This window comes from Crystallibacter permensis (genome assembly GCF_025960875.1).
Lineage (GTDB): Bacteria > Actinomycetota > Actinomycetes > Actinomycetales > Micrococcaceae > Crystallibacter > Crystallibacter permensis.
Map to the genome: position 1 here is coordinate 63519 of NZ_JAODLR010000007.1, position 20716 is coordinate 84234.

Consider the following 20716-nt stretch of genomic DNA (forward strand, 5'->3'; position numbering starts at 1 on the left):
CATGCTTGTGCTTTGGCTGCCCGGATCAGCTGGTCCACCCACGGTTGAGCCCGTGACGTGATGCTGATGGTTCGGTCGGTGAGCGGGTACTCCACCGCGTCAATCATCCTGGCGGTGATGCTCATAGTTAGAACGCTTTCGCTGAGTAGTAGGCGTCACGTGCTGCAGCTTGTTCGGGGCCGTTCATGTCGAGCCAGTCCAGGTAGCTGATGTTCTGGTGCATGATGACCTGCAGTTCCTCAGCTGTGGGTGCCGGGATGTTCACGGGGCGGCTGTCGGGTTCCACCCCGTCGTGGCGGGTGGTTCCCCAGTAGATGAGGGTGGCGCCGGCCAATACGATGCCCACACCGATGATGATGAGCGCGGCGGTGAGAAACGTTTCCCCGCTCATGACGCGGCCTGTTCGAGTTCAATGATGCGGTCAATGAGCTTCTGCGTGTAGGGCAGCTGGCCGCTGTACCCCGGGACAGAGGTGAACTCATCCGCCAGAGCGTCCCGGCGCTTAGTCAAGGCTTCGGCTTTCGCACGTTCGGCGCGGCCCTCTTCGTGAACTTCCAGCGCAAGGATGGCTTCGTGGACCTTAGCGGGCGCTTCGAACGGCGGGTGTGCTGCATCGAGGATGGCCAGCGCGATGGCGGGCGCGTCTGCCGGGTTGAAGAATCCGCTGGTGGATGTGTGCGTGGTCAGTGAGATGCGGAGTCCGGACGGGACCTTGGTGATTTCGAGGCGGTCGAAGTCTCGGCCTTGTGTGACGATGCCGCTGAATTCGGCTCTTGGGTTGGCTTTCATGGTGTGTCCCCTTGGTTTGGCTGATGAAACGATCGTACCTACTAGCAGTTGTGTTGTCTACTACCAGCAGTAGTGTCAGCGGACATGAGTGCGGGCACCGGTCAGCAGTGCGACCAGGTCGGCCATGGTCATTGTCACCCACTGATCCTCCGGCTGGCCTTTGCCATGGCGTTTGTGCACGATCACCCCGGCCAGCGCGTCGTCGTTCCCGCGCTCGGTTTCGGTTTCGGCTGCCCATGTGCCGAGCATCGTTTTCGCGGTGTTCTTGCACTCGATGACGAGCCGGCCGCCCATGTGGCGGACGCCGCCGATGTCGCCGCGGTCCTTCGCGCCCGTCTTGGCGCGCCGTTCGATCCGGTCGTCCACGTGCTCGTTCAGGTAGCCGGCAATGGATGTTTCGAACCTGGTTCCTGCCTGTTTGGCGCTTGCCCTTGTGCGTGCCATGTTTCTCCCTTGCGCCCACAGAATCGTTTCTGCGGGCCTTATTGATGGTTGCTGGTCCAACTACTGCCAATAGGTATTCTAGGCAGCCCTACCCCGCAAAGAACCGTTACGGGCGGCACGTTCCGACCTAGGCCGCACCCGCTGATCCATAACACCCACCTTCGGAGCCCGGTAGTTCGGGTACAACTCAGCCACACACTCAGCCAACCTAGCCCGCCCCACAGCAAACGACGTAGGGTTCCGAGCCTCAGCGGCGGCCTTCACCGCCAACGCGCCCTTCATCACCGAATACGTGTCAGCCTTCGCCTCAAAATACCGGCGCCGACGCTGTGCCGCTTTGATCTTCGCCCGCAACAACTCAGACTGCACTACACGCAGTTCATCGGACATGGCTGCGTACTGCTCGGGGCTTACCGGTTCGGTGCTCATGATGGTTCTCCGTTCGTAGAATGTTGGTTCCCCGTAGGGAGGGTCTGCTCGTCTTCGTCGTCGGGGAGGTTGCTGCTCATGTGGTGGTGCCCGCAGAGGGGCCAGATCATTCCGCACCATGAGCAGTTGGGGCCGTTGCCGTCCATGTCGAACATGGGTTGCGCGGTGTTGGCACCGAATCGTTCCATTTTGTTGAGGATCCAGTCGGCGGCTTTGAGTGCTTGGTCGTCGTCGAGTTCGAGTTCGTCGCGGACTTCGCGCACGAATTTCATGGTTGCCTGGTACGGGGCCGGCTTGCTCATGACGGGCCGGTTCCCTTGGGCGGGGATCATTATTGCTTGGAATTCGGGGTTTAGGCTCATGGTGTTTTCCTTTCGGTGGCGGCTCGGATCATGTCCCTGAAATTCGGGGGAGCCGGTTTCTTCAACGGTTTGCAGTGCTTGCAGGTGGACATGTCTTCGAGCGGGTGTTCCTCGCATGGTGGTTCGTTCCCGATCGCGGCAGTGTGTGCTGGTGATGCGGCTTTCTCGTCGGTGAGCCAGTGCTTCCCGTCTTTGAAAATGATGATCGGGGTTTTCTTCTCCGGATTCCTGGCAACCTTCACGGCAGCTTCCACGAGGGCGGGGAATGGTGCGTAGGTCCGGTGCTCCCACAACAGTTTCATCATGGACGGGACTTCCCATTCCGGGCGGAGTTGCTTGAGTAGCTGGGCTAGTAGCGTGGCTTGGATTTCGGTTAGCTCGGATGAATGATTTTCAGCAGGCAAACGTCCGGTTGGGGAGTTCGGCGGTTGCGACGGTTCGAGCATTCTGGTTCGCGTCTCCTGGTTAGTTAACATCTTTGGTGAGTATTGCTTGCTGGTTGTAGGGATGATGGTTGTAGGAGTAGGTAGAAGGGTTAAGGGAGTAGGCCACCCCTTTCATGGAGGGGTCCAGTTACCCTTTCCGATACCCTTTATGGACCCCTATCGGGACCCCTTTTCGGTCATGTTCCCCAACCTGTTAGCGATACTGTTTCGGGGACCCTTTCCGCTGCTATTTCGGTGGGGTTGAGGGAGGGTTTCCGTAGGATTTCGGTGAGGCTATCCCACCCCTTCAACATGGGGTCATCGACCTGTAACCGCTTGAGCTCATGAACCAGTACCCCGCGCAGTTTCCGGGACGCGACAGCACCGTAAGCCTTGGCCACAGCGACACCCATTTTGGGTTGCTTGAGCAGCCCGTCGTGGCGGATGAACGAGCGGATGAGCGCTTCCTCCGTGTCCTCGTCAATGACCAGGTAGAGTGCGTCCTGCAGTTCGGTGGCAGCGGATTCGAGGACGTCGAGGGTGAGGCCCTTGGACTTGGGGATGATGCGCTTCGGCCGCCAGTCAGCGACACCAGCGAGGGACAGGTCGTCGGTGAGCAGGTAGAAGTACAGCCACTGCGCGATGGGTGACAGGTCTAGGAAGTCGTCGTCCAACCAGATGAGACGTTTGATGCGAGCGTATTCGCCGGCCATGGTGAGTCCTTTCCCCTACTGCTGATTGTTGCCAAGGCTACCAGCAGTAGGTTTGCCGGGCATGCTAAGCGGCGGCGGTTTCGGTGAGGTCGAACAGTGAGGGCATGTCGCGTTTGCGTTCCTCCGCCTGCAGGTACTTCACGGAGTCGAGGAAGTACCCGGTGTTGAGCTCGGATGCGCGTCCGCGGCGCCCTGCTTTGATGGCGCGGAGGGGTACGGTGCCGATGCCGCCGAAGGGGTCGAACACGAGGTCGTCTTCGTTGGAGTACCGGTTGATGAGCCTGTCGACGATGTCGAATTGGAGGGGGCAGACGTGCATGGCCAGGTTGCGGCGCTTCTGCTCCCCGTTGAGCGTGAGCATGCGGTTGACGTCGTGCCACACTTCGGGGTGCCAGGATCCGGGAGCCAATGACATGAACGTGGCCGGCAGTTTGCCTTTGCCTTCGAGCTCTTCACCAATGCGGATGTGGGATTCGTAGTCGTACACTTCGCGGAGGGTTTGCTGCGTGAACATGCGGGACATCTGATCACCGGGCAGTGCTGCGAGCTCGTCAGGCGTCATTGGCCGATCGCCGGAGGACCGCCAGAACGCGTGCGCGTCAACCTGCCAGCGTGCCCGCGTGTAGTCGGCCTTGTCCTTCGTCACAGGGGCGTCGGCGTAGCCCTTGGAACGGTCGGTCTGCGGCTTGTGGAACAGCAGAATGTACTCCGGTGACCCGGCACCCATTTTGGAGCCGTCCTTGCACTGCTCGGACCAGCCGAGCCGGTACGTCTGGTTGTTCTCGCGGACAACATCTGTGACGACGGTGATCATGCCCATGAAGTCGAAGCCGTGCTTGATGCCGTGCATCAGCGCTTCGGCGTGGAACGGGGAGACGGTGGGCACGCCGGCCCCGGTGACGTTGCCAAACAGGATCCGGTCTTTCACATGGCAGGCGTAGATCCTGCCGGGCGCCAGGATGCGGTGCAGCTGCGGGGTAAGGAAGTCCATTTGCGCCCAGAAGTGCTCGTTGTTATCGGTGTGCCCGAAGTCGTTGTAGGACGGCGTGTATTCGTAGTGGTTGGAGAACGGGATGCTGGTGACGATGAGGTCAACGGAGTTCTCGTCCATGATGCTGGTTTCGGCGACGCAGTCGTTGTTGGCGAGGGTCCAGCCTTCGCCGTTGGCTTCGATGCGGTCGATGCCCATGGAGCGTGTGAGAGCGTCGTTGATGGACGTTTGCGATAGACCGTGCTCTTGGATGATTTTGGTCATGTTCTTGGTCAGCTCCTTGTGTGCGGCCCATTTGGTTTTGAGGGTGGCGACGACTTCGCGCTCGGATTCGGCGTGCACAATGTGGACAGTGCAGGGCCGATCCTGTCCGAAGCGTTGGATGCGGTGGACGGACTGGATGAAGTCGTTGAATTTGTGGGTGATGCCCACGTAGACGGCGGTGTTGCACTGCTGCAGGTTCAGGCCTTGGCCGAGCATGACGGGCTTGCCGATGAGGGCGTAGGTTTCCCGGTTGCGCCACGCTTCGATGCGACTCTCTGTTTCCTCAATCGACAGCGAACCGTGCACAGATGAGTAGGTGAGGCCGGCCGCCTTGAGCGCTTGCTCGATGGCCGTTTGCTCGTCGTTCAAGTCGCACCAAAGAATGATCTGATCATCCGTAGAACCGCCATGCTCGAGGACGAGCTCGGTGAGACGTTCCACCCGGGCGGGCAGCGTGTCCCGTTTCTCCTTCGCAGCCTGGGGGAGTCCCATGCCGATGCCGCGCAGCAGCGTGCCCTGCCCGTCACGGTCCACGGCCGCGGTGGAGTGGTCTACCCCTACTTCGTGCCAGAGGTCGGTGAGCGGCGGCAGGTCGTAGCCGGTGGCGTCGAATCCGAGGTCGGCGGGGGATTGCAGGAAGATGGACCAGGAGTTCAGCCACAACCAGAACTCCTGTTCCTTGTGCGGGTACAGGGTGAGGTTGTTCGCCTGCGTCGAGTCGCGCTGAAAGAACCGGGTGAGCGCCTGCCCGGTGTCCATGACACCTAGGAATCCGGCGTAGTGGATGAGTTCCTTGTACCGGTTGGGGGACGGGGTGGCGGTGGCCACGAAACGGTAGGCGACGTCTTCGAACAGGGTGAGGAACGTCTGATAGGTTTTCGATCCGAACGAGCGGAGGACGCCGGCTTCGTCGAGGGACACGGCGGTGAATAGTGCTGGGTCGAGTTTGCCGTCGCGCACGGTTTCGTAGTTGGTGAGGTAGATGCCGGGCCCGTCGATTTCCTCGGCACGGCGGATGAACCTGGCTTCGATGCCGAGCTTGCGGGCGTCGGTCATGAACTCTTGGCGGACGCCGAGCGGGCAGACTATGAGTCCGGATCCTCCGGCTTCCTCCAAGGTGAGGCGTACGGTTTCGAGTTGCATGATGGACTTGCCTAGCCCGAACGCGGCGAAGATGGCGCGGCGCCCGCCCTCGACTGCCCACTGGACAATGGATTGCTGGTGGTCTTTGAGGATGGTATTGATCCGGTCCGCGTCGATTTCGAACCCGTACCGCTTATCGAAGTTCACCTTCTCCTTGAGAAAGTCGGCGTAGTCGATGCTGCTCATATTGTGGTTTCCTCTCCCCGCGCTTTGAGTCGTTCGAGTAGTTCAAGTTCGCCGCGGTGGCGGAGCATCGCATACATGGGCCGGACACTCTCGTATCCGATGCGCACAGCGATTTGGTCTGGTGGCGTGCCGTAAGACGCCAACCATGTGATGTCCTCCATGCGCTCTTCGTTGCGGCGGGTGCGGGCCTCGTTCATGGCCAACGTCGCTTTCGTGCTCATGCTGCAGCGTCCTTCCTCAGTTCATCCATGTCTGCGGCTGATTCAAGCTGTTGCATGAGTTGCCCGCCAATGAACCGCGTATATGCGGGTGGGATGGCTTCGGCGATGGACTTGCGGTTGTTGGTCCAGTCGATGCCCATGGCAACCTGCCATTCGGCTACGGTTCCTTTGCCGCCGCCTTCGCCGTGGACTGCGAGGTATGGGCCGTCGTAGTAGGTGCCGTGGCGCCATCCGCGGACCCTGCCGCGGTGTGGTTTGTGTCGGGTGGGGAATGCTTGCCAGCCTTCGACTTCGAAGTACCTGTGCCGGATGACGCCGAGGCCGAACATTTCACCGCACAAAGTGAGGTCGCGGCGCAGGTCGGAGCCTTGAACGTTCTCGATGACGGTAGGTTTGTCGATCTGTGCGAACAGTGCGCGGGTTGCCGGGATCAAGTTCACGTAGAGCTTTCCTTTGTTGGTCCCTTTGGTGAGGGCCGTTGATGCTTGGCATGGCGGGCTCGCGTGGATGGCGTCGAAGTCCTGCCAATGTGCGGCCAGGTAGGTGAGCGCGTCGCCCTGTACGAATATGTCTCCGGCGTAGTCGGGCTGGGCTGCGATGTCCACGCCGGTTACGTGGAAGCCGGCCTCTTTGTAGCCCTTTCCGGCGCCACCTGCGCCACAGAACAGATCGAGAATTTTCATGCGGCTGCCTTCCGAATGTCGGCTTGGGCTTGTCGTCGTTCGCGTGAGTAGTGCGTCCAGGCTTCGCGGCAACTGTCGCAGCGGCAGCCGTAGTTGGCGTAGCAGTTGGGTGTTCCGTGGCGTGGGTCTTGCGGGTTTGTGACCGGGTGTGCGGCCATTTTGTTCCCCCTATATCGTGCGGACCTTGTAATAACACTATATACCAGCAATATGTATTTACACAATCAACAGTAGTGGCCCCCGGCAAGGTTCTGCCGAGGGCCACAAGGGTGGGGGAGGGGTTAGGCGGCTAGTCGCGCCCGGCACTCGAGGTGCATGGATTCGATGGTGTCGCGCCAGTCGTCGCGGGCAGCAGTCCGCAGCTCGTCCACGTAGGCGCGGACGTCGCTCTGGAAGTCGTACTGCTCTCGCACGCATTCATCAAGGAAGTCCATGTCCATGATCTGAGTGCTTGCGTCGCGCAGGTTCTCAAGTACGGCCATGGTTAGGCTCCTGGCAGTCGGACCGGCATGAGCAGGTGCCGGAGGTCGGTGTCATCGGTGGGTGTGATCACAGCGGGCTTGGGTGAGGCGGTGAATCCGATGATCACAGTTTCGGTGGGCATCGTCTTGAGCGCGTGTTCAAGGTAGGCGGGGTTGAACGCGGCGGTGATCGGGTCGCCGTCGAGTTCGCAGTCCATGAACTCGCGGCCCTGCGCGTCCTCACCTGTCCCTGCGTCGAGCTCAATCTCCCCGTCGCGGACCTGCAACCGGAGCGGCGTGTTCCGTTCCGCCACCGTGGAGACGCGGGAGACGACGTCGGCGAGCATGGCCCGGTTCACGGTCACGTTGATGGGAGTGTTGTCGGGGAACAATGCGCTGATCTTCGGGTAATCCCCGTCCACGGTCAGGGATGTGGTTGCCCGGTTGCCGTTGCGGAATCCCACCTTGTCATCGGCGGACAGCACCTGCAGTTCACCGGCGGCGAGCTTGGACACATCAACGAGTGTCTTGGATTTGATCAGCCAGGCGAACGAGGTTTCCGGGTCGACGGGCTCCCACGGGATGGTGCGCTCGGCCAACCGGTACCGGTCCGTCGCGGAGAGCCGTAGTTCCTTGCCTTCGGCGACGACGTGCACGGCCGCGAGGATCGGCAACGTGTCGTCGTTGGCCGCGGTCCCAGCAACCTGGGCGACAGCCGCGGCGAACGCGTGCCCGTCCACGGTCCCAGCCTTAGCGGGGAGCTCGGGCATGGCGGGGAACTCAGCGGCGGGCATGGTGGATAGCGTGTACTTCGCCTTGCCCGATGTGATGGACACCCGGGTGCCGTCGACGGTGACCTCTACTGGTCGGTTCTTTGGGAGTTTGGACAGGATGTCCGTGAGCATGCGGCCCGGGACCAGCACGTGGCCGGCATCGAGCACTTCGGCGGGCGCGGTGATTCGGTTGGACACTTCATAGTCGAAACCGGAGAGGCGGATGGTTCCCTCAGCGGCTTCGATGAGCAGGCCGGAGAGTACCGGGGTCGCGGGTCGGGGGCTGATGGCTTTGGCAGCGAATACGGCGGCTTCGGCGAACGTGGTGGAGTCGATACGGATCTTGGTCATGTTCAGGCTTCCTTAGGTGGTTAGGCTGCGGCTTGGGCGGGCTTGCAGAACTCGGACAGCAGGTCCGGGCGGAATCCGAACCAGTGTTTTTCGTCGTGGGTGTCGCCGTTGTCGTTGACGATGACGACGGGGGCGGCCTCGTATCCGAGTGCTTTTACGGCGGCCAGGTCTTGCGGCGACTTGGAGAGGTCGACGGTGTTGTAGTCGGCATGGTTGCGGTCGAGCCATCTCTTTGTGCTTACGCACTGGCCGCATGCTGGTGTCGTGTAGACGGTGATTTTCAAAGCGTGTTCTTTCTGGTTGGGGTGGTGCCGCCCTTCCCCCAAGGTAGGGCGGCACCGGTTCATGGGTTTAGGTCCAGCCGTTGCCAGTGTTAGCGGGGGCGCCCCACGGGTCCGCGCCGTCGCCGTTCTGGCTGGTGTTGCCGCCGAAGCCATCGTTGCCGATGCCCTGCCGCTGTGCACGGTTGACCTGCGCGGACACCCAACGCAGGTCCGGGCCGATGGACTCGATGCGGGCCTCGGTCACGGTTCGCTTCTCGCCACTGGTGGTTTCGTAGGAACGGGATTCCAGTTCGGCCAGAGCGATGACCGCCATGCCTTTATCGAGGGATTCGGATACGTTCTCAGCCATTTCCTTCCATGCCGAGCAGCGCCAGAAGATGGCTTCCTTGTCCTTCCATTCGTTGGACTGTTTGTCGAACTGGCGGGCGTTCGCAGCAATGGTGAAGTTGGCGACTGCGGCGCCGGACGGCGTGAACCTGAGTTCGGGCGGGCCAGTCAGCCGGCCCCGGATGGTGATGAACTGTTCATTGGCCATGATTTGGCTACTTTCTTGCTAGGTGGACGAATCTGCAGATACCGCATTTGTAGGCTCTTGGTGTGCCGGTCATTTTGGCGGCGACCAGTGCGGCGTCCTCTTTGGTTTGGTATCGGTACTTCGCTAGGCATTGGCTCCCGGCGGGACGCCCATATCGCATGTGCGCCCGACGTTTCTTTGCCCCTGCGCTCACGCGGGTACGGGCGCGGGTTCGGGCCATGCTGCGTCATCGCCCTCAGCGGCTGGCAATGCCTCTGCTACGAGGTTGGTGAAGTGTTCGAGCATCCGGTTCGCTTCGTCGGCGGTGATGTCCTGGGGTCCACCGGTTTCGCGCTGCAAGAACCCGTTGACGGCGGCGCCCATGGACGGCTTCGTCTTGTGGCCGGCACCCTTGAGCGCCACGGTGAGGTGGGTCCACTGGTCAGGGGTGCACATCGGGATTTCGCCTGCGGTGTCGGAGGCAGCCTCATCCACGACTTCGGGATCCGCTTCCGGGGCGGCTTCCGGTTCGGGTTCCGGGGCGTCGTGCACAATGTCCGGCAGCGACGGGGCAGGGGCAGCTTTCCGCTTCACTGTGCGCTTCGGCTTATCCTCCACCGAGGCGGCCGGGGCTTCGCCCATATCCTCGATGGGGTCCATGAGTTCGACGTCGGCCTCGTTGTAGGCGAGGCCCGCCAGCACGTCCGGCGCCACAACCCGGCACACGTCGCCGATGGCACGGGCGCGCAGCATGGCGATCGGCTCCGTCAGGTACTTCTTGTTCGTGTCGTAGCCTGCCTTCTTGGCGCGCTCCGGCGTCCAGCGGGAAGTGCTCACCGTGTCGGCGCCCTTGCGCTTCCCCTTCACCACGACTTCCTGCGGCGACTCGGATTCCACCCACACCTGGTGGCCGGCGGCGAGGACGATGGCGTGCATGGCCTTGGAGTAGAGCCCGGGGCGGCCGGAGACAACGAAGATGGACGACATTGACGCCAGCGGATCCAAGCCCAGAGACTTGCCGTGCAGAATGGCTACAGCTGCGGCTTCTGGCTTGCCCTGAAAGTCGCGGGGCGCGAACGGGGTGCGGCAGATGCGTTCCGCCAGCGTGTAGGCGTTCCCAAGGTCGTTGACCCATGCCGCCAGGTCGGTGCCGTTGCCGACGTCGGAGAGTGCCACACCTGTGGCGGGCGCTTCGTTTACTGCTATCTCGGTCATGCTGCTTCCTGTTCTGTGATTGCGATGGTGATGGGGTCTGTGATGATGCCGTCCCGGTACTTCGTCATCTTGTGCGTGTACGCGGCAGCCAAGAACTGCCCGTACTGCACCTTGATTTCGTCCCGGTCAGCGGCGAGCTGGTAGAGGCTGGTGCCGAGCGGCCACCCGTCGTAGCGGGCGTTATCCCCGTCCCGGTCCAATGGGGTGACGTGTGCGACGTAGGTTGCCACGACTTCGGGGAGCGGTTGCTCGTCGCCGTTATCGTCCATGTAGAACTCACCCAACGAGTAGGCTGCGGTCTGCAACGCGGTTTCCCCGTACACGCCCTTGGACGTTTTCAGGTCGATCTGGATGACCTTGCCCGCGGCGATGTCCTCCGCGCTCATGAGCAGGGGGGAGGTGGCGAACAGGTCGAACGTTCCCGCCCACCAGTCCTTACGGTTCCCCACGGGGCGTTCCGCCAGGACTGCGGTGATCTGGAAGCGGTCCAAGAATTCGACGTACCCTTCCACGAAGCTGATCAGGTCTTCCGGCACGTCCGGCGCTTCCCCGGTGGAGTGTAGGGTTTCGGCGTGCCCGTGGACTGCGGTTCCTCGGATGCCGGCGGCGTCGCGTTCCTTCGTGGGCAGTTCCTTGAGTTCGCGGACGGCGGCGTCCGGGTCCCCGGCGAGCAGCTGCTCGAGTGCCTCCCGGTTGGCGGGGTTGGCCACCCATTCGGCAACAACCTTGGGCGCCCAACGGACCAGCGCGGGCTTGGGGATGCCGCCACCGAGCAGTGTGGTGACGCCGGAGACGGGAAGGAACTTGTTGTCCGGGCCGATGACGCCGGGCTTCTGTGACATGCGGTAGCGGTGGCCGGAGGGTGTGAACTTGAGCCCGCCCTTTTCGGGGGCCTTCGGGGTCCTGGTCTTGGCGGTCATGCTGCTACCTCTTCCTTGATCTGCGCAGTCTTGCTACGTACGGTTTCGACCGAACGGTCGATCTGATCTGTGGTGGTCAAGACGATCCCATGCTCGACCATGCCTTCGCGGTCCCAGAAGACGGCGATGGTCAGGTGTGTGGGCTTTGAGTACTGGCGGTTGTCGAACTTGAGATCGATGCTGAAACGTGCACTGGGCACAACCTCACGGAGTTCCTGAACTGCGGGGTTCAGTGTGTTGTATGCGTAGCGCGCCAACCAGAACAGGTCGTGCGCCGTGGTCTTGGTGGTCATTTCGTGAGTCCGATCATTCGTGCGAGCTTGTCGCGGTCCGGTTGGGTTGAGATGGCGAGGGCGGCTGCGATGCGTTCCTCGTCGGTTACGTGGATGGGTTCGTCGAGTTGCGTGGATTCGAGTTGCAGGGTGCTCATGCCTCGGCCTTGTGGTACTCGCAGTCCGGGTCGTTGACGAGCATCCCGGCTTTCGCTTCCCACTCCGGACATGTGCCGGCGGCGCAGATGCAACCGTCTTCCGGTTCGGCGAGGTTGGGCATCAGATCCACCCCTTCCGGCTGGCAACGAACAGGTACGCGCTGCAGGCGACGAGCGCCAGGAACTGGATGCCGTTCATGGCCGGACACCGGCGTTGTCGAGCATCGCCCGGATGCTGAACCGGAGCATGTCGCGGCAGTAGTCGAGCAGGTCCGCCGTGTTGTCCAAGGTCCCGGCCCGGTTCCGGTTGATTGCCGGGTGCGAGCCGTCGAGCACTGCGTCGAGCATCCGCCACGAGTCGATGACATCGTCCAAGTAGTGGGCTTTCACATCGGCGTGAATGGCGGCGGACAGTTCGCGGGCCGTCTGGTCAAGGTCCGAGTCCGGGTTTTCCACGAAGTTGCCGACGAAGTGGCGGCTGATCAGGTCCGCCTGGTTGCGGGTGACTGTATGCTGGATAACGGTCATGACTTCTCCTAGGTGGTCGTGTTCACTGGCCCCGGCGTTGCAGCGCCGGGGTTTTCTTGTTGAGCAGCTGGTTGAGCTTCCGGGTTCCGCCCTTGGCGCCGGCTGGCTTGGATTCGGTTCGTGCGAGGATCTGGTTGACATGGTTTTCGGTGAACCGGATGGTGCGTTCCCCGAACCTTTGTGACGGCCATTCGTTGCGCCGCGCCCGTTCCCTGACGAAGTCGGGTGTCACTTCGAACCGTTCGGCCAGTTCCTTCGGGGTGTAGAGCTTGTTCACAGCAGCATCCCTCTGTGTTCCGGCCGGCCCTGCCAGACAGCGCATACTCCGCCGGACCTGCCCGGGCGCCGTGACCGGTGGTAGCCGATCACATGGATGAGCTGATCCTTTGCCGCTGCGCTGAACAGTGCGCCCCACTGGTTCGGGTTTGCCGGGTCGGCCATGCTGTACCGTTCCTGCAGGTCGAGTGCGTCGAAGTGGCGGCCGGTTGTCGCTTCCTTGCGGATCGCGGTGAGCGCGTCTTTCTTCCAGTCCGTTTCAAGGACCATCGCGGTACTCATGCCAACTCGATGTGGTAGACGTTCAGGCGGACACCGTTGTCAGGTCCGAACTGGAACGTGGTGGTGTAGATGGTCCCGTCCTCGTCACGGTTTTCCCGGACGGGTGCAGCGAACCGCGCAGCGTACTCGTTGAGCGCTTCGAGAGTCTCTACACTTACGCGAACATCCAATGGCTGTTCGGGGTACGCCATACCAACAATTGGGTTGGCCTCTATGAAGTCCGCCAACACGCGGAAACCTTCAGCAAAATTTCTGGACATTTACGCCACCATCTTCTGATTGTCGAAAGCACTACTGGCAGTAGTGATCTTGGGTACGAAAATAGAATCAATCTCCACACCGAGAGACACCGAGATAAGTGCGGCCGTCTTGGGCGTGCAGGTGGACTTCCGGCCATCCTTCAAGTGGCTGATGAACGAGTAGTGGACTCCGGCCCGTCGGGCGAGCTCGGAGGCGGTGCAGATGAAACGCGGGCTGTTGCGTGTGAGCAGCTCCTTGAACTGCTCACGGTCCCTGATTTTCATGTATAACCCCTGGGTCTGACGTTTTCTGATCATGGTTACTGACATTGGTTTTTCTCCCCCTCTTGGTGTTTGTGTGGCTACCGACCCCCTAACAATTGGTAGTAGCTCAAATATCTACTACCGGTAGCAGTCTGTCAACTGCTGATTGTGTTGTACTTGCCAAGCGTGCTGCGTTTCACCATCGAAACCTAGGGTTTTTCCAAGTCAACGGCTGGTAGTGTCCAACTAAACCGGCAGGTAGCAGCAGGGGAGTTGCGGGCCATTGACCGGGGGGACACCTAGTAGGAATCTTGGGAGCATGACAACAAACCAGCCCCTCAGCGGGGGTATCCGTGAACTGATCGGCGAGAAGCGCGGCAAGCGCACCTACGCGGCACTGGCAGCAGACTGCGGCGGCATGCCATCAGCCATCAGGTTGCAGCAGCTGGCCAACTATTCGCCGGCGCCGAAGACGTTCCCGGACCCTGAAACCATTACGGGTTTGGCGCAGGGGTTGCGGGTGACGCCGGCTCAGGTGCTGATTGCGTGGGCCCGGACGTTGGGGGTGGAGGCCCGGCACATGGAAGTCGGCGGCCTAGTGATACCGGGTGCGCATGATTTGCCGTTGGAGCAGCAGGAGCTTTTGTTGTCGATGGGCAGGGAACTGGTGTCTCTACAACGGGAGAAAGATAAGCTTGAGGAAGCAGTGAGCAACACCACAGGGAAAAAGGTTTCAGTGAAAGGTGACATCATCGACCAAAATGTCGGTGATAAGCCGCATACTAAAGGTGTAATTTCAAATCGGTTGGGGGCCGAGAGTCAGGATGAGCTCGCTTTGGTTGCCCGCCGGATACACCCAAGAGAGCGCCGCACCAAAAATGGATACTCCCCCTGATATTGTTTTCCGCCACCTCCCCGAAGGCCTGGCAGGCCACTACGACCACAAGACCCGTGAAATAGTTTTGGATCCGCGGCATCCGCGCCGCACTGTGCGTCCCACCGTCGTGCACGAAATGGTGCACCACAACCTGGACCACATGCCCGTGCATTGTGCAGCGTCGAACACTGCCCGGGAAATCATGGTCGAGTCGATGGCGTCCCGATACCTGATCTGCTTTTCTGCGCTGCTCGACGCGTACATGACATTCGACAGTATCGAGGACATGGCCGAACATTTGGAAGTGGACCTTGGGGCGATCTACGCCAGGTTCGGTTCACTCACCGCGCTTGAGCAAACCATTCTTGCCGCGTGCGGCCGGCACTGTAAAAACATGTGGGCACAGCGCGAAAGCGCCGTACACCATGTACACCAAATAGCCGCATAAGGCCGTCCCAGCCGTGCTAAACGTGTTGGACTTCCCCTAGAATCCGCGGAAGTCCAACACCCGCACCGTTCCTAAGTGGGTTCGAGTCCCACCTCGGGCACGAGTATGCCCCTTCTCTTGTATCCCAGGAGAAGGGGCTTTTTTGATTTTGGCGTCCTGGCGTTCCACTGGCGGCCGAGTGCTGGTTCAGGCAAACAGCGTCCTTGACACGGCTGGAAAAGCGTGGACGCTCACCGTCCCCTCCGGGAGTTCGACCGTATCGAGGTTGCGCCGGAACGGGGACCGGAACATAGGTGCGAATCCAGCTGCGGATGGCGGGGCGACCCGTGGGTGGCGGGCGCGGGACATAACTTGTCGGAACATGATTGAAGCTCCTAGGAATGCTGGGATTTCTACCCAATGCCATACGGAGACGTTGGGGATATCGATGGAGCCACCAACGCCGATGCAACATTCGATGCGAATCGCATCGACTATCCGGGCGGCGATTCTCTGCGGTAGATGTACTCCTTGCGACCGGCAGCCGACTGCGGCAGGCATAGGCTGGGTCAGGGACCAACTATGACAGGAGCGGGCAGATGAAACATGAACCAGCAACTCCGGGGATCCGCGAGGTTGTAAGGGAACTGACGGATGATCTGGGACCGACTATGGTCTCTGCCCTGGCCGGCGACCGCGTCCGCCTAACCGCCGATGACTGGGTCATGGAAGACGGCCCGGAACCTGACGAAAAGGAGGCAGAACGTCTCCGGTTCGCCTACGACCAGTGGCAGCTGCTGGTTGCACAGGGAGCTGACCGTGCCCGGGCCTGGTTCATCGGAGACAACCCGAGGCTCGGTGATGAGTCTCCGGTGGTGGCTATCCACGACGGCCGGTTCGATGATGTGAGGAACGCAGTGCGTGCCTTCTTGGAGGAAGGCACTCCGGCTGACCGGTGGTAAACACAGAACTATGTATCACGAGTAGGCAGAGGCCTACGACCCGGCTCTCGGCCCGAAAACCTAACTCCGCTACACGAGGGGCCATGGGTAACGCATGCCGGTGTCATCGACTGGCAGCACCCGCTCACGCAGCAGGCGCTTCACCCGGAGCCGCAGGGCGGCAACTTCCATGTCGTCGAGGAGTTCGGCTACGTCGGCAGGTACAGCTTGTGCGAGCGGGGCAATGTCATCCAGCAGAGCGCACGGGATAGATTCACCGGCGAAATCCCAAATCACAGTGCGCAGTTTGAAGTGTGCTGCGAAGCACAGCCCGTGGTCGATGCCCCATACCCGTCCGTCGTAGCCGCGGAGCACATGCCCGCTTTTGCGATCAGTGTTGTTGGCAATGCAATCGAACAGGGCGATCTGCGCCAAGCAGTCATGGGTTTCGGCTGATTCTGCATAGAGCGTGAAGTAATGCTCACGCTGGTCGTTCTCGACGAACCACTGTAGCGACCCGATGCCCAAGGGACAGTCCTCGCGGATCACCGTCGGCGGAACTAGGCCCCACCCCAGATACTCGCTCAGCAGATAAGCCGCACGTTCCCGCCGGTAGAGCCCAGGCTCAAAATCGGACAGCGCCCGTTCCCCGGCCTCCGGCTTGTAAACTGCCCACGCCGAGTCCTCCCGGCAGGAGACTTGGACGAGGAACGTCGCGTTGCTGCTGCGCAGGATACGTCCGAGCATCTCGATGCGGCCCTCGGCGAGCAGTGTCAGCTGCTGTCCGGACACAGTTTGTCCCTTTTCACGACGCCCTCAGCCCGCTCAGTGATTCCAGAGTCGAGTTCACCATGAGCACGGCGGGCGCCTGACCCTCCACGTACGAGATGACCGAGACCGAGCACGGGCTGATAACGATCCTCTGGAAGAGGTCCAGGTGCGTGCCCAGGGCGTGGGCAACGGCGGCCTTGATCGGGTCGGCATGGGAGAAGCAAACGACGACGCCGCCAGCGTGGGCGGCACACAGCGCCTCGAGGGTGCCGACCATCCGTGCTTGCATCTGCGCGAAGCTTTCCCCGTCCGGGAAGCGGAAGTCGGACGGAGTGTGCTGTACGGTCTGCCACTGTGGCAAACCCATCAGCTGGGTGAGCGCGGCTCCGGTCCACGCGCCGAAGTCACACTCGATCAGTCCAGCGTGCTCGTTCACCTTGAGCCCAGTGCTGGCTGCCGTCGGTTCGGCAGTCTCGCAGGCGCGCTCCAGCGGGGAGGAGTAGATGCCGTCAATCGGAAGGGCTGCCAGCCGCTCCGCGACCCGTTGGGCTTGGACCTGGCCTTCGTCGGAGAGATGTAGTCCGGGGGCAAGCCCGGGCAGCACCGTGCCCGTCGTGGGCGTCTGCCCATGGCGCACCAGAAGGAGCAGGGTACTCGGCGGTTTTGCTGGCGCCGACGGTGTTGTTGCAGTCATCAAAATCCAGCGTATGCGGTTCCGGGGGCTGACGCGTTGGAATCATCAAGAAGTCGGATGCTCGATTCACGGCAGTTCGAGGACTACCTTTGAGGTGTGAGTGATCGTCCCGAAATCTTCACCGTTGGTGAACTACGTGCAGCCGGCCATGTCCACAAGGACCTGCGCCACGAAATCCGCGACAACCTGCTCGCCGCGCTTGCCGCAGACCGCGATCCGTGGCCCGGCATGTTCGGTTTCAGCCGCACGGTGCTTCCCCAGCTCGAGCGTGCCTTGATCGCCGGCCACGACGTTGTCCTGCTCGGCGAGCGGGGACAAGGCAAGACGCGGCTCCTGCGCACCCTGGTCGGGCTCCTCGACGAGTGGTCTCCGGTGATCGAGGGATCGGAACTGAACGAACACCCGTACGAACCGATCACCGAGCAGTCCCGGGCCCGTGCCCTCACGGAAGGGGACCGGCTGCGTGTAGCCTGGCGGCACCGCTCGGAACGCTACGTCGAGAAGCTCGCCACCCCTGACACCTCTGTCGCCGACCTTATCGGCGACGTCGACCCCATGCGGGTAGCCGAGGGCCGCCGGCTCGGGGACCCGGAAACCATCCACTACGGTCTCGTCCCACGCTCCAACCGCGGCATCATCGGCATCAATGAACTGCCCGACCTTGCCGAGCGCATCCAGGTCGCGATGCTCAACGTGATGGAGGAGCGCGACATCCAGATCCGCGGCTACGTCCTGCGGCTGCCCCTCGATGTGCTTGTCGTCGCGTCGGCGAATCCGGAGGACTACACCAACCGCGGCCGGATCATCACTCCATTGAAGGACCGCTTCGGCGCCGAGGTCCGCACCCATTACCCGATCGAGCTGGAAGACGAGGTTGCAGTCATTGCGCAGGAGGGCCGGCTGGTCGCCGACGTTTCGCCCGTCATCCTCGAGATCCTGGCCCGCTACACCCGTGCGCTCCGTCAATCGCCGGCGGTTAACCAAAGCTCCGGAGTCTCGGCGCGGTTCGGCATCGCGGGCGCCGAGACGGTCGCCGCGGCAGCGCTGCGCCGGGCTGCCGTGCGCGGGGAAGATGAGGCAGTCGCCCGGATCGTCGATCTGGAGAGTGCTGTCGATGTCCTCTCCGGCAAGATTGAGTTCGAATCAGGTGAAGAGGGGCGGGAGCGCGCCGTCCTCGATCACCTTGTGCGCACGGCCACTGCCGAGGCCGTGCGGACGCACTACCGCGGCATCGATTTCGGGCCGCTCGTTGCTGCGCTCAACGGCCACACGACCGTAACCACCGGGGAAGGAGTCACCGCGCGGGAGTTCCTCGCCACCCTCCCGGCGCTCGACGGATCCGACCTGTACGACCAGATCGGAGCGCGTCTGGGCGCGAAAAACGAGGGGCAGCGCGCTGCCGCCATCGAACTTGCACTGGAGGGACTTTTCCTCGCCCGGCGGATTTCCAAGGAGTCCGACGACGGGGAGACGATCTACGGCTAGGAATCAGGACTAGGGATAGGCAGCATCATGAGCGCTCACCACCGGTCCTCCCGGTACGGACGGTACACTGGCGGACCCGATCCGCTCGCCCCGCCGGTTGATCTGGCCGAGGCACTTGACGCGGTCGCCGAAGAAGTCATGGCAGGCTACTCGCCCCGGCAGGCCCTGCAGGAGTTCCTGCGCCGCGGCGGCCGGGACCGGGAAGGGCTGGATGACCTCGCCGGCCGTGTTCAGCAACGACGACAGGACCTGCTGAGTCGCCACCGGCTGGACGGCACCCTCAGCGAAGTCCGGAAGCTTCTCGACACCGCCGTGCTGGAGGAACGCAAGCAGTTGGCCCGCGACGCCATGATGGACAACACCGATCGCGCATTCCGGGAGATGCAGCTGCAGAATTTGCCCTCGTCCACCGCCGCAGCGGTCAATGAGCTCGCCTCCTATGACTGGCAGTCGAGCACGGCACGGGAGGCCTACGAACGGATCAAGGACCTGCTGGGCCGAGAGGTTCTTGACCAGCGGTTCGCCGGCATGAAACAGGCGCTCGAGAATGCCAGCGACGAAGACCGCGAAGCCGTGAGCGGTATGCTGCGCGATCTCAACAAGCTGCTCGACAAACACCGGCGCGGCGAGGACACCGACGAAGACTTTCAGAAGTTCATGTCTCGACACGGCAGCTTCTTTCCGGAGAATCCGGAATCAGTCGAGGAGCTGATCGATGCCCTGGCCCAGCGGGCAGCCGCAGCCCAGCGGCTCCTGCAATCCATGTCGCAGGAGCAGCGCGATGAGCTGATGCGTCTGTCGGCCCAAGCGTTCGGCTCGCCCGAACTGATGGCGCAGCTCGATCAGCTCGACGCGAGCCTGCGCACCCTGCGCCCCGGCGAGGACTGGACTGGTTCGGAACGTTTCGAGGGACAGGAAGGGCTCGGGCTGGGTGACGGCACAGGAGTGCTCCAGGACATCGCCGAACTCGACGAGCTCGCCGAACAGCTCTCCCAGTCCTACAACGGATCACGTCTGGATGATCTGGACTTGGACGCCCTCGCACGCCAACTCGGTCAGAATGCGGCCGTATCGGCCCGCGCTCTCGTGGACATCGAACGGGCGATGCAGGACGGCGGGTATCTGCGGCGCGGTCCCGACGGCGACCTCCGGTTGTCGCCACAGGCTATGCGGCGACTGGGGAAGTCGCTGTTGCGGGACACTGCCAAGCAGCTCTCCGGCCGCCAAGGACGCCGGGATACGCGTGTCGCCGGGGCCGCGGGCGATCAGACCGGTTCCAGCCGTGAGTGGCAGTTCGGGGACGCCGAGCCGTGGGACGTCACTCGCACCATAACGAACGCGATCCGCCGGACGATGGCCGACGGCGGCGATCCGAGCCGCGGCTTGCGCCTCGGTGCGGGTGACATTGAGGTGGCGGAAACGGAGGCCCGTACTCAAGCCGCCGTCGTCCTGCTCGTCGATGTGTCGTTCTCGATGGCCGCCGAGGGACGCTGGGTGCCGATGAAACGCACGGCGCTCGCCTTGCACCAACTCGTCTCAACCCGTTTTCGTGGGGACCGGCTGCAGCTGATTACTTTCGGCCGTTACGCGCAGTCGATGGACATCGGCGACCTCACGGCCCTACCGGCGCTCCGGGAGCAGGGAACAAACCTGCATCACGGCCTGCTGCTGGCCAATCGCTTCTTCCGGCGGCACCCTTCAATGCAGCCCGTCCTCCTTGTGGTGACCGACGGCGAACCTACTGCGCACCTGCTGGCGGAGGGCGAGTCGTGGTTCTCCTGGCCGCCCGATCCGGAGACAATCCGCGTAACAGTGGCCGAACTCGACCGGCTTGGACGTGCCGGCACCCAAGCCACGTTCTTCCGGCTCGGCGACGACCCAGGGCTCGCGCGGTTCGTGCAAAATATGGTCCGGCGGATCGACGGCCGGGTCGTCGCTCCAGAGGCCGGGGAACTCGGTGCAGCCGTTGTGGGGGAGTACCTCCGCGCCCACTTCCACGGCATCTACGACGACGTCGATTGGGGTTCGTAGACCCCCGCTGCCAGTCTCCGGTTCCTGACAGCAGTGCGAAGTTCCCCGGCTTCGGCACCCGCTACGCAGCGGGCGAACCTAGGGTGCTTCTGTAGGCGAAATAGCCAAGGCCCACATCCCTTTGGTGTTCGCTGCGTGCACCTTTACAGCGATTTCTCCTACTGGCAGTTCCATGGTGGTGGTAACAGCTGGGCCGCATGGAGTGATCCCGGATCCGAGCTCACCGCCGGTCCCGGTGATCTTCACCGAGATCGAAGTAGGACCCTTGCAAGCAATGCTGATGCTGTGCCAGCCGGGCTGTCC

Annotated in this window: 30 protein-coding genes; 5 read left to right on the forward strand and 25 right to left on the reverse strand. The window is 62.2% G+C overall.

Annotated features, from left to right (window positions below; all coding sequences use genetic code 11):
• Positions 1–127: 127 nt before the first annotated feature.
• From B0G38_RS10410 to B0G38_RS10520, 23 genes are all read right to left on the reverse strand, one after another.
• Positions 128–391, reverse strand: coding sequence for a hypothetical protein (locus B0G38_RS10410; protein ID WP_264669381.1), 264 nt, complete (start codon positions 389–391; stop codon positions 128–130).
• Positions 388–789 (reverse strand): hypothetical protein, encoded by a 402-nt coding sequence (locus B0G38_RS10415; RefSeq protein WP_264669382.1) that lies wholly within the window; start codon positions 787–789, stop codon positions 388–390. Before B0G38_RS10415 ends, B0G38_RS10410 begins: the two co-directional genes overlap by 4 nt.
• A 75-nt stretch (positions 790–864) precedes the next feature.
• Entirely contained in the window at positions 865–1233 is a 369-nt protein-coding gene (locus B0G38_RS10420) for a hypothetical protein (protein WP_264669383.1), read from the reverse strand.
• A gap of 425 nt (positions 1234–1658) precedes the next feature.
• Entirely contained in the window at positions 1659–2024 is a 366-nt protein-coding gene (locus B0G38_RS10425) for a hypothetical protein (protein WP_264669384.1), read from the reverse strand.
• On the reverse strand, positions 2021–2329 hold the full coding sequence (locus B0G38_RS10430) for a hypothetical protein (RefSeq protein ID WP_264669385.1): 309 nt from the start codon (positions 2327–2329) through the stop codon (positions 2021–2023). The genes B0G38_RS10425 and B0G38_RS10430 overlap by 4 nt, the downstream gene beginning before the upstream one ends.
• A 317-nt stretch (positions 2330–2646) precedes the next feature.
• Entirely contained in the window at positions 2647–3162 is a 516-nt protein-coding gene (locus tag B0G38_RS10435; protein ID WP_264669386.1) for a hypothetical protein, read from the reverse strand.
• 64 nt (positions 3163–3226) lie between these two features.
• Positions 3227–5746, reverse strand: coding sequence for a DNA methyltransferase (locus tag B0G38_RS10440; RefSeq protein ID WP_264669387.1), 2520 nt, complete (start codon positions 5744–5746; stop codon positions 3227–3229).
• Positions 5743–5967 carry a hypothetical protein gene (locus B0G38_RS10445; protein ID WP_264669388.1) on the reverse strand — a complete coding sequence of 75 codons (225 nt, stop codon included), beginning with the start codon at positions 5965–5967 and terminating at the stop codon, positions 5743–5745. The genes B0G38_RS10440 and B0G38_RS10445 overlap by 4 nt, the downstream gene beginning before the upstream one ends.
• Entirely contained in the window at positions 5964–6650 is a 687-nt protein-coding gene (locus B0G38_RS10450; protein WP_264669389.1) for a class I SAM-dependent methyltransferase, read from the reverse strand. The genes B0G38_RS10445 and B0G38_RS10450 overlap by 4 nt, the downstream gene beginning before the upstream one ends.
• Before the next feature lie 281 nt (positions 6651–6931).
• Entirely contained in the window at positions 6932–7132 is a 201-nt protein-coding gene (locus B0G38_RS10455; RefSeq protein WP_264669390.1) for a hypothetical protein, read from the reverse strand.
• Positions 7133–7134: 2 nt separating this feature from the next.
• Positions 7135–8235, reverse strand: coding sequence for a DNA polymerase III subunit beta (gene dnaN, locus B0G38_RS10460; RefSeq protein WP_264669391.1), 1101 nt, complete (start codon positions 8233–8235; stop codon positions 7135–7137).
• Between the two features lie 20 nt (positions 8236–8255).
• A complete protein-coding gene (locus B0G38_RS10465) occupies positions 8256–8519 on the reverse strand; it encodes a glutaredoxin family protein (RefSeq protein WP_264669392.1) in 264 nt (87 codons plus the stop codon).
• Between the two features lie 67 nt (positions 8520–8586).
• Positions 8587–9054 carry a single-stranded DNA-binding protein gene (ssb, locus tag B0G38_RS10470; protein ID WP_264669393.1) on the reverse strand — a complete coding sequence of 156 codons (468 nt, stop codon included), beginning with the start codon at positions 9052–9054 and terminating at the stop codon, positions 8587–8589.
• A 189-nt stretch (positions 9055–9243) separates the two neighbouring features.
• Complete coding sequence (locus tag B0G38_RS10475; RefSeq protein ID WP_264669394.1) at positions 9244–10248, reverse strand: hypothetical protein; 1005 nt, start codon at positions 10246–10248, stop codon at positions 9244–9246.
• Positions 10245–11168 (reverse strand): hypothetical protein, encoded by a 924-nt coding sequence (locus B0G38_RS10480; RefSeq protein ID WP_264669395.1) that lies wholly within the window; start codon positions 11166–11168, stop codon positions 10245–10247. The genes B0G38_RS10475 and B0G38_RS10480 overlap by 4 nt, the downstream gene beginning before the upstream one ends.
• Positions 11165–11461 (reverse strand): hypothetical protein, encoded by a 297-nt coding sequence (locus B0G38_RS10485; RefSeq protein ID WP_264669396.1) that lies wholly within the window; start codon positions 11459–11461, stop codon positions 11165–11167. Before B0G38_RS10485 ends, B0G38_RS10480 begins: the two co-directional genes overlap by 4 nt.
• The gene (locus B0G38_RS10490; protein WP_264669397.1) at positions 11458–11598 is read right to left on the reverse strand and encodes a hypothetical protein; all 141 of its coding nucleotides are present in this window, start codon (positions 11596–11598) and stop codon (positions 11458–11460) included. The genes B0G38_RS10485 and B0G38_RS10490 overlap by 4 nt, the downstream gene beginning before the upstream one ends.
• Positions 11595–11720 carry a hypothetical protein gene (locus B0G38_RS10495; protein ID WP_264669398.1) on the reverse strand — a complete coding sequence of 42 codons (126 nt, stop codon included), beginning with the start codon at positions 11718–11720 and terminating at the stop codon, positions 11595–11597. The genes B0G38_RS10490 and B0G38_RS10495 overlap by 4 nt, the downstream gene beginning before the upstream one ends.
• A gap of 73 nt (positions 11721–11793) precedes the next feature.
• Positions 11794–12126 carry a hypothetical protein gene (locus tag B0G38_RS10500; RefSeq protein WP_264669399.1) on the reverse strand — a complete coding sequence of 111 codons (333 nt, stop codon included), beginning with the start codon at positions 12124–12126 and terminating at the stop codon, positions 11794–11796.
• A gap of 22 nt (positions 12127–12148) precedes the next feature.
• Entirely contained in the window at positions 12149–12403 is a 255-nt protein-coding gene (locus tag B0G38_RS10505) for a hypothetical protein (RefSeq protein ID WP_264669400.1), read from the reverse strand.
• On the reverse strand, positions 12400–12684 hold the full coding sequence (locus B0G38_RS10510; protein WP_264669401.1) for a hypothetical protein: 285 nt from the start codon (positions 12682–12684) through the stop codon (positions 12400–12402). The genes B0G38_RS10505 and B0G38_RS10510 overlap by 4 nt, the downstream gene beginning before the upstream one ends.
• Entirely contained in the window at positions 12681–12944 is a 264-nt protein-coding gene (locus B0G38_RS10515) for a hypothetical protein (RefSeq protein WP_264669402.1), read from the reverse strand. Before B0G38_RS10515 ends, B0G38_RS10510 begins: the two co-directional genes overlap by 4 nt.
• Complete coding sequence (locus B0G38_RS10520; RefSeq protein WP_264669403.1) at positions 12945–13208, reverse strand: helix-turn-helix domain-containing protein; 264 nt, start codon at positions 13206–13208, stop codon at positions 12945–12947.
• A gap of 298 nt (positions 13209–13506) precedes the next feature.
• Between B0G38_RS10520 and B0G38_RS10525 the strand changes: the two genes are divergently transcribed.
• The 3 genes from B0G38_RS10525 (at position 13507) to B0G38_RS10535 (ending at position 15453) form a co-directional block, all read left to right on the forward strand.
• On the forward strand, positions 13507–14082 hold the full coding sequence (locus B0G38_RS10525; protein WP_264669404.1) for a hypothetical protein: 576 nt from the start codon (positions 13507–13509) through the stop codon (positions 14080–14082).
• Positions 14066–14512, forward strand: a complete 447-nt coding sequence (locus tag B0G38_RS10530; protein ID WP_264669405.1) for an ImmA/IrrE family metallo-endopeptidase — start codon at positions 14066–14068, stop codon at positions 14510–14512. The genes B0G38_RS10525 and B0G38_RS10530 overlap by 17 nt, the downstream gene beginning before the upstream one ends.
• A gap of 578 nt (positions 14513–15090) precedes the next feature.
• Entirely contained in the window at positions 15091–15453 is a 363-nt protein-coding gene (locus B0G38_RS10535; RefSeq protein ID WP_264669406.1) for a hypothetical protein, read from the forward strand.
• 69 nt (positions 15454–15522) lie between these two features.
• Here the strand turns inward: B0G38_RS10535 and B0G38_RS10540 are convergent, their stop codons facing one another.
• Positions 15523–16224 carry an SCO1664 family protein gene (locus tag B0G38_RS10540; protein WP_264669407.1) on the reverse strand — a complete coding sequence of 234 codons (702 nt, stop codon included), beginning with the start codon at positions 16222–16224 and terminating at the stop codon, positions 15523–15525.
• A 13-nt stretch (positions 16225–16237) separates the two neighbouring features.
• Entirely contained in the window at positions 16238–16897 is a 660-nt protein-coding gene (locus B0G38_RS10545; protein WP_264669408.1) for an MSMEG_4193 family putative phosphomutase, read from the reverse strand.
• Positions 16898–16993: 96 nt separating this feature from the next.
• Between B0G38_RS10545 and B0G38_RS10550 the strand changes: the two genes are divergently transcribed.
• Positions 16994–18382, forward strand: coding sequence for a magnesium chelatase (locus tag B0G38_RS10550; protein WP_264669409.1), 1389 nt, complete (start codon positions 16994–16996; stop codon positions 18380–18382).
• Positions 18383–18409: 27 nt separating this feature from the next.
• Positions 18410–20413: a vWA domain-containing protein gene (locus B0G38_RS10555; protein WP_264669410.1), complete on the forward strand. Its 2004-nt coding sequence runs from the start codon at positions 18410–18412 to the stop codon at positions 20411–20413.
• Positions 20414–20716: the final 303 nt, after the last annotated feature.

Excerpts from the sequence above, each read along its gene's own strand:
- B0G38_RS10410 (WP_264669381.1), bottom strand. The coding sequence starts at position 391 with ATGAGCGGGGAAACGTTTCTCACCGCCGCGCTCATCATCATCGGTGTG.
- B0G38_RS10415 (WP_264669382.1), bottom strand. The coding sequence starts at position 789 with ATGAAAGCCAACCCAAGAGCCGAATTCAGCGGCATCGTCACACAAGGC.
- B0G38_RS10420 (WP_264669383.1), bottom strand. The coding sequence starts at position 1,233 with ATGGCACGCACAAGGGCAAGCGCCAAACAGGCAGGAACCAGGTTCGAA.
- B0G38_RS10425 (WP_264669384.1), bottom strand. The coding sequence starts at position 2,024 with ATGAGCCTAAACCCCGAATTCCAAGCAATAATGATCCCCGCCCAAGGG.
- B0G38_RS10430 (WP_264669385.1), bottom strand. The coding sequence starts at position 2,329 with ATGATGAAACTGTTGTGGGAGCACCGGACCTACGCACCATTCCCCGCC.
- B0G38_RS10435 (WP_264669386.1), bottom strand. The coding sequence starts at position 3,162 with ATGGCCGGCGAATACGCTCGCATCAAACGTCTCATCTGGTTGGACGAC.
- B0G38_RS10440 (WP_264669387.1), bottom strand. The coding sequence starts at position 5,746 with ATGAGCAGCATCGACTACGCCGACTTTCTCAAGGAGAAGGTGAACTTC.
- B0G38_RS10445 (WP_264669388.1), bottom strand. The coding sequence starts at position 5,967 with ATGAGCACGAAAGCGACGTTGGCCATGAACGAGGCCCGCACCCGCCGC.
- B0G38_RS10450 (WP_264669389.1), bottom strand. The coding sequence starts at position 6,650 with ATGAAAATTCTCGATCTGTTCTGTGGCGCAGGTGGCGCCGGAAAGGGC.
- B0G38_RS10455 (WP_264669390.1), bottom strand. The coding sequence starts at position 7,132 with ATGGCCGTACTTGAGAACCTGCGCGACGCAAGCACTCAGATCATGGAC.
- dnaN (WP_264669391.1), bottom strand. The coding sequence starts at position 8,235 with ATGACCAAGATCCGTATCGACTCCACCACGTTCGCCGAAGCCGCCGTA.
- ssb (WP_264669393.1), bottom strand. The coding sequence starts at position 9,054 with ATGGCCAATGAACAGTTCATCACCATCCGGGGCCGGCTGACTGGCCCG.
- B0G38_RS10475 (WP_264669394.1), bottom strand. The coding sequence starts at position 10,248 with ATGACCGAGATAGCAGTAAACGAAGCGCCCGCCACAGGTGTGGCACTC.
- B0G38_RS10480 (WP_264669395.1), bottom strand. The coding sequence starts at position 11,168 with ATGACCGCCAAGACCAGGACCCCGAAGGCCCCCGAAAAGGGCGGGCTC.
- B0G38_RS10485 (WP_264669396.1), bottom strand. The coding sequence starts at position 11,461 with ATGACCACCAAGACCACGGCGCACGACCTGTTCTGGTTGGCGCGCTAC.
- B0G38_RS10490 (WP_264669397.1), bottom strand. The coding sequence starts at position 11,598 with ATGAGCACCCTGCAACTCGAATCCACGCAACTCGACGAACCCATCCAC.
- B0G38_RS10495 (WP_264669398.1), bottom strand. The coding sequence starts at position 11,720 with ATGCCCAACCTCGCCGAACCGGAAGACGGTTGCATCTGCGCCGCCGGC.
- B0G38_RS10500 (WP_264669399.1), bottom strand. The coding sequence starts at position 12,126 with ATGACCGTTATCCAGCATACAGTCACCCGCAACCAGGCGGACCTGATC.
- B0G38_RS10510 (WP_264669401.1), bottom strand. The coding sequence starts at position 12,684 with ATGAGTACCGCGATGGTCCTTGAAACGGACTGGAAGAAAGACGCGCTC.
- B0G38_RS10515 (WP_264669402.1), bottom strand. The coding sequence starts at position 12,944 with ATGTCCAGAAATTTTGCTGAAGGTTTCCGCGTGTTGGCGGACTTCATA.
- B0G38_RS10520 (WP_264669403.1), bottom strand. The coding sequence starts at position 13,208 with ATGAAAATCAGGGACCGTGAGCAGTTCAAGGAGCTGCTCACACGCAAC.
- B0G38_RS10525 (WP_264669404.1), top strand. The coding sequence starts at position 13,507 with ATGACAACAAACCAGCCCCTCAGCGGGGGTATCCGTGAACTGATCGGC.
- B0G38_RS10530 (WP_264669405.1), top strand. The coding sequence starts at position 14,066 with ATGGATACTCCCCCTGATATTGTTTTCCGCCACCTCCCCGAAGGCCTG.
- B0G38_RS10535 (WP_264669406.1), top strand. The coding sequence starts at position 15,091 with ATGAAACATGAACCAGCAACTCCGGGGATCCGCGAGGTTGTAAGGGAA.
- B0G38_RS10545 (WP_264669408.1), bottom strand. The coding sequence starts at position 16,897 with ATGACTGCAACAACACCGTCGGCGCCAGCAAAACCGCCGAGTACCCTG.
- B0G38_RS10555 (WP_264669410.1), top strand. The coding sequence starts at position 18,410 with ATGAGCGCTCACCACCGGTCCTCCCGGTACGGACGGTACACTGGCGGA.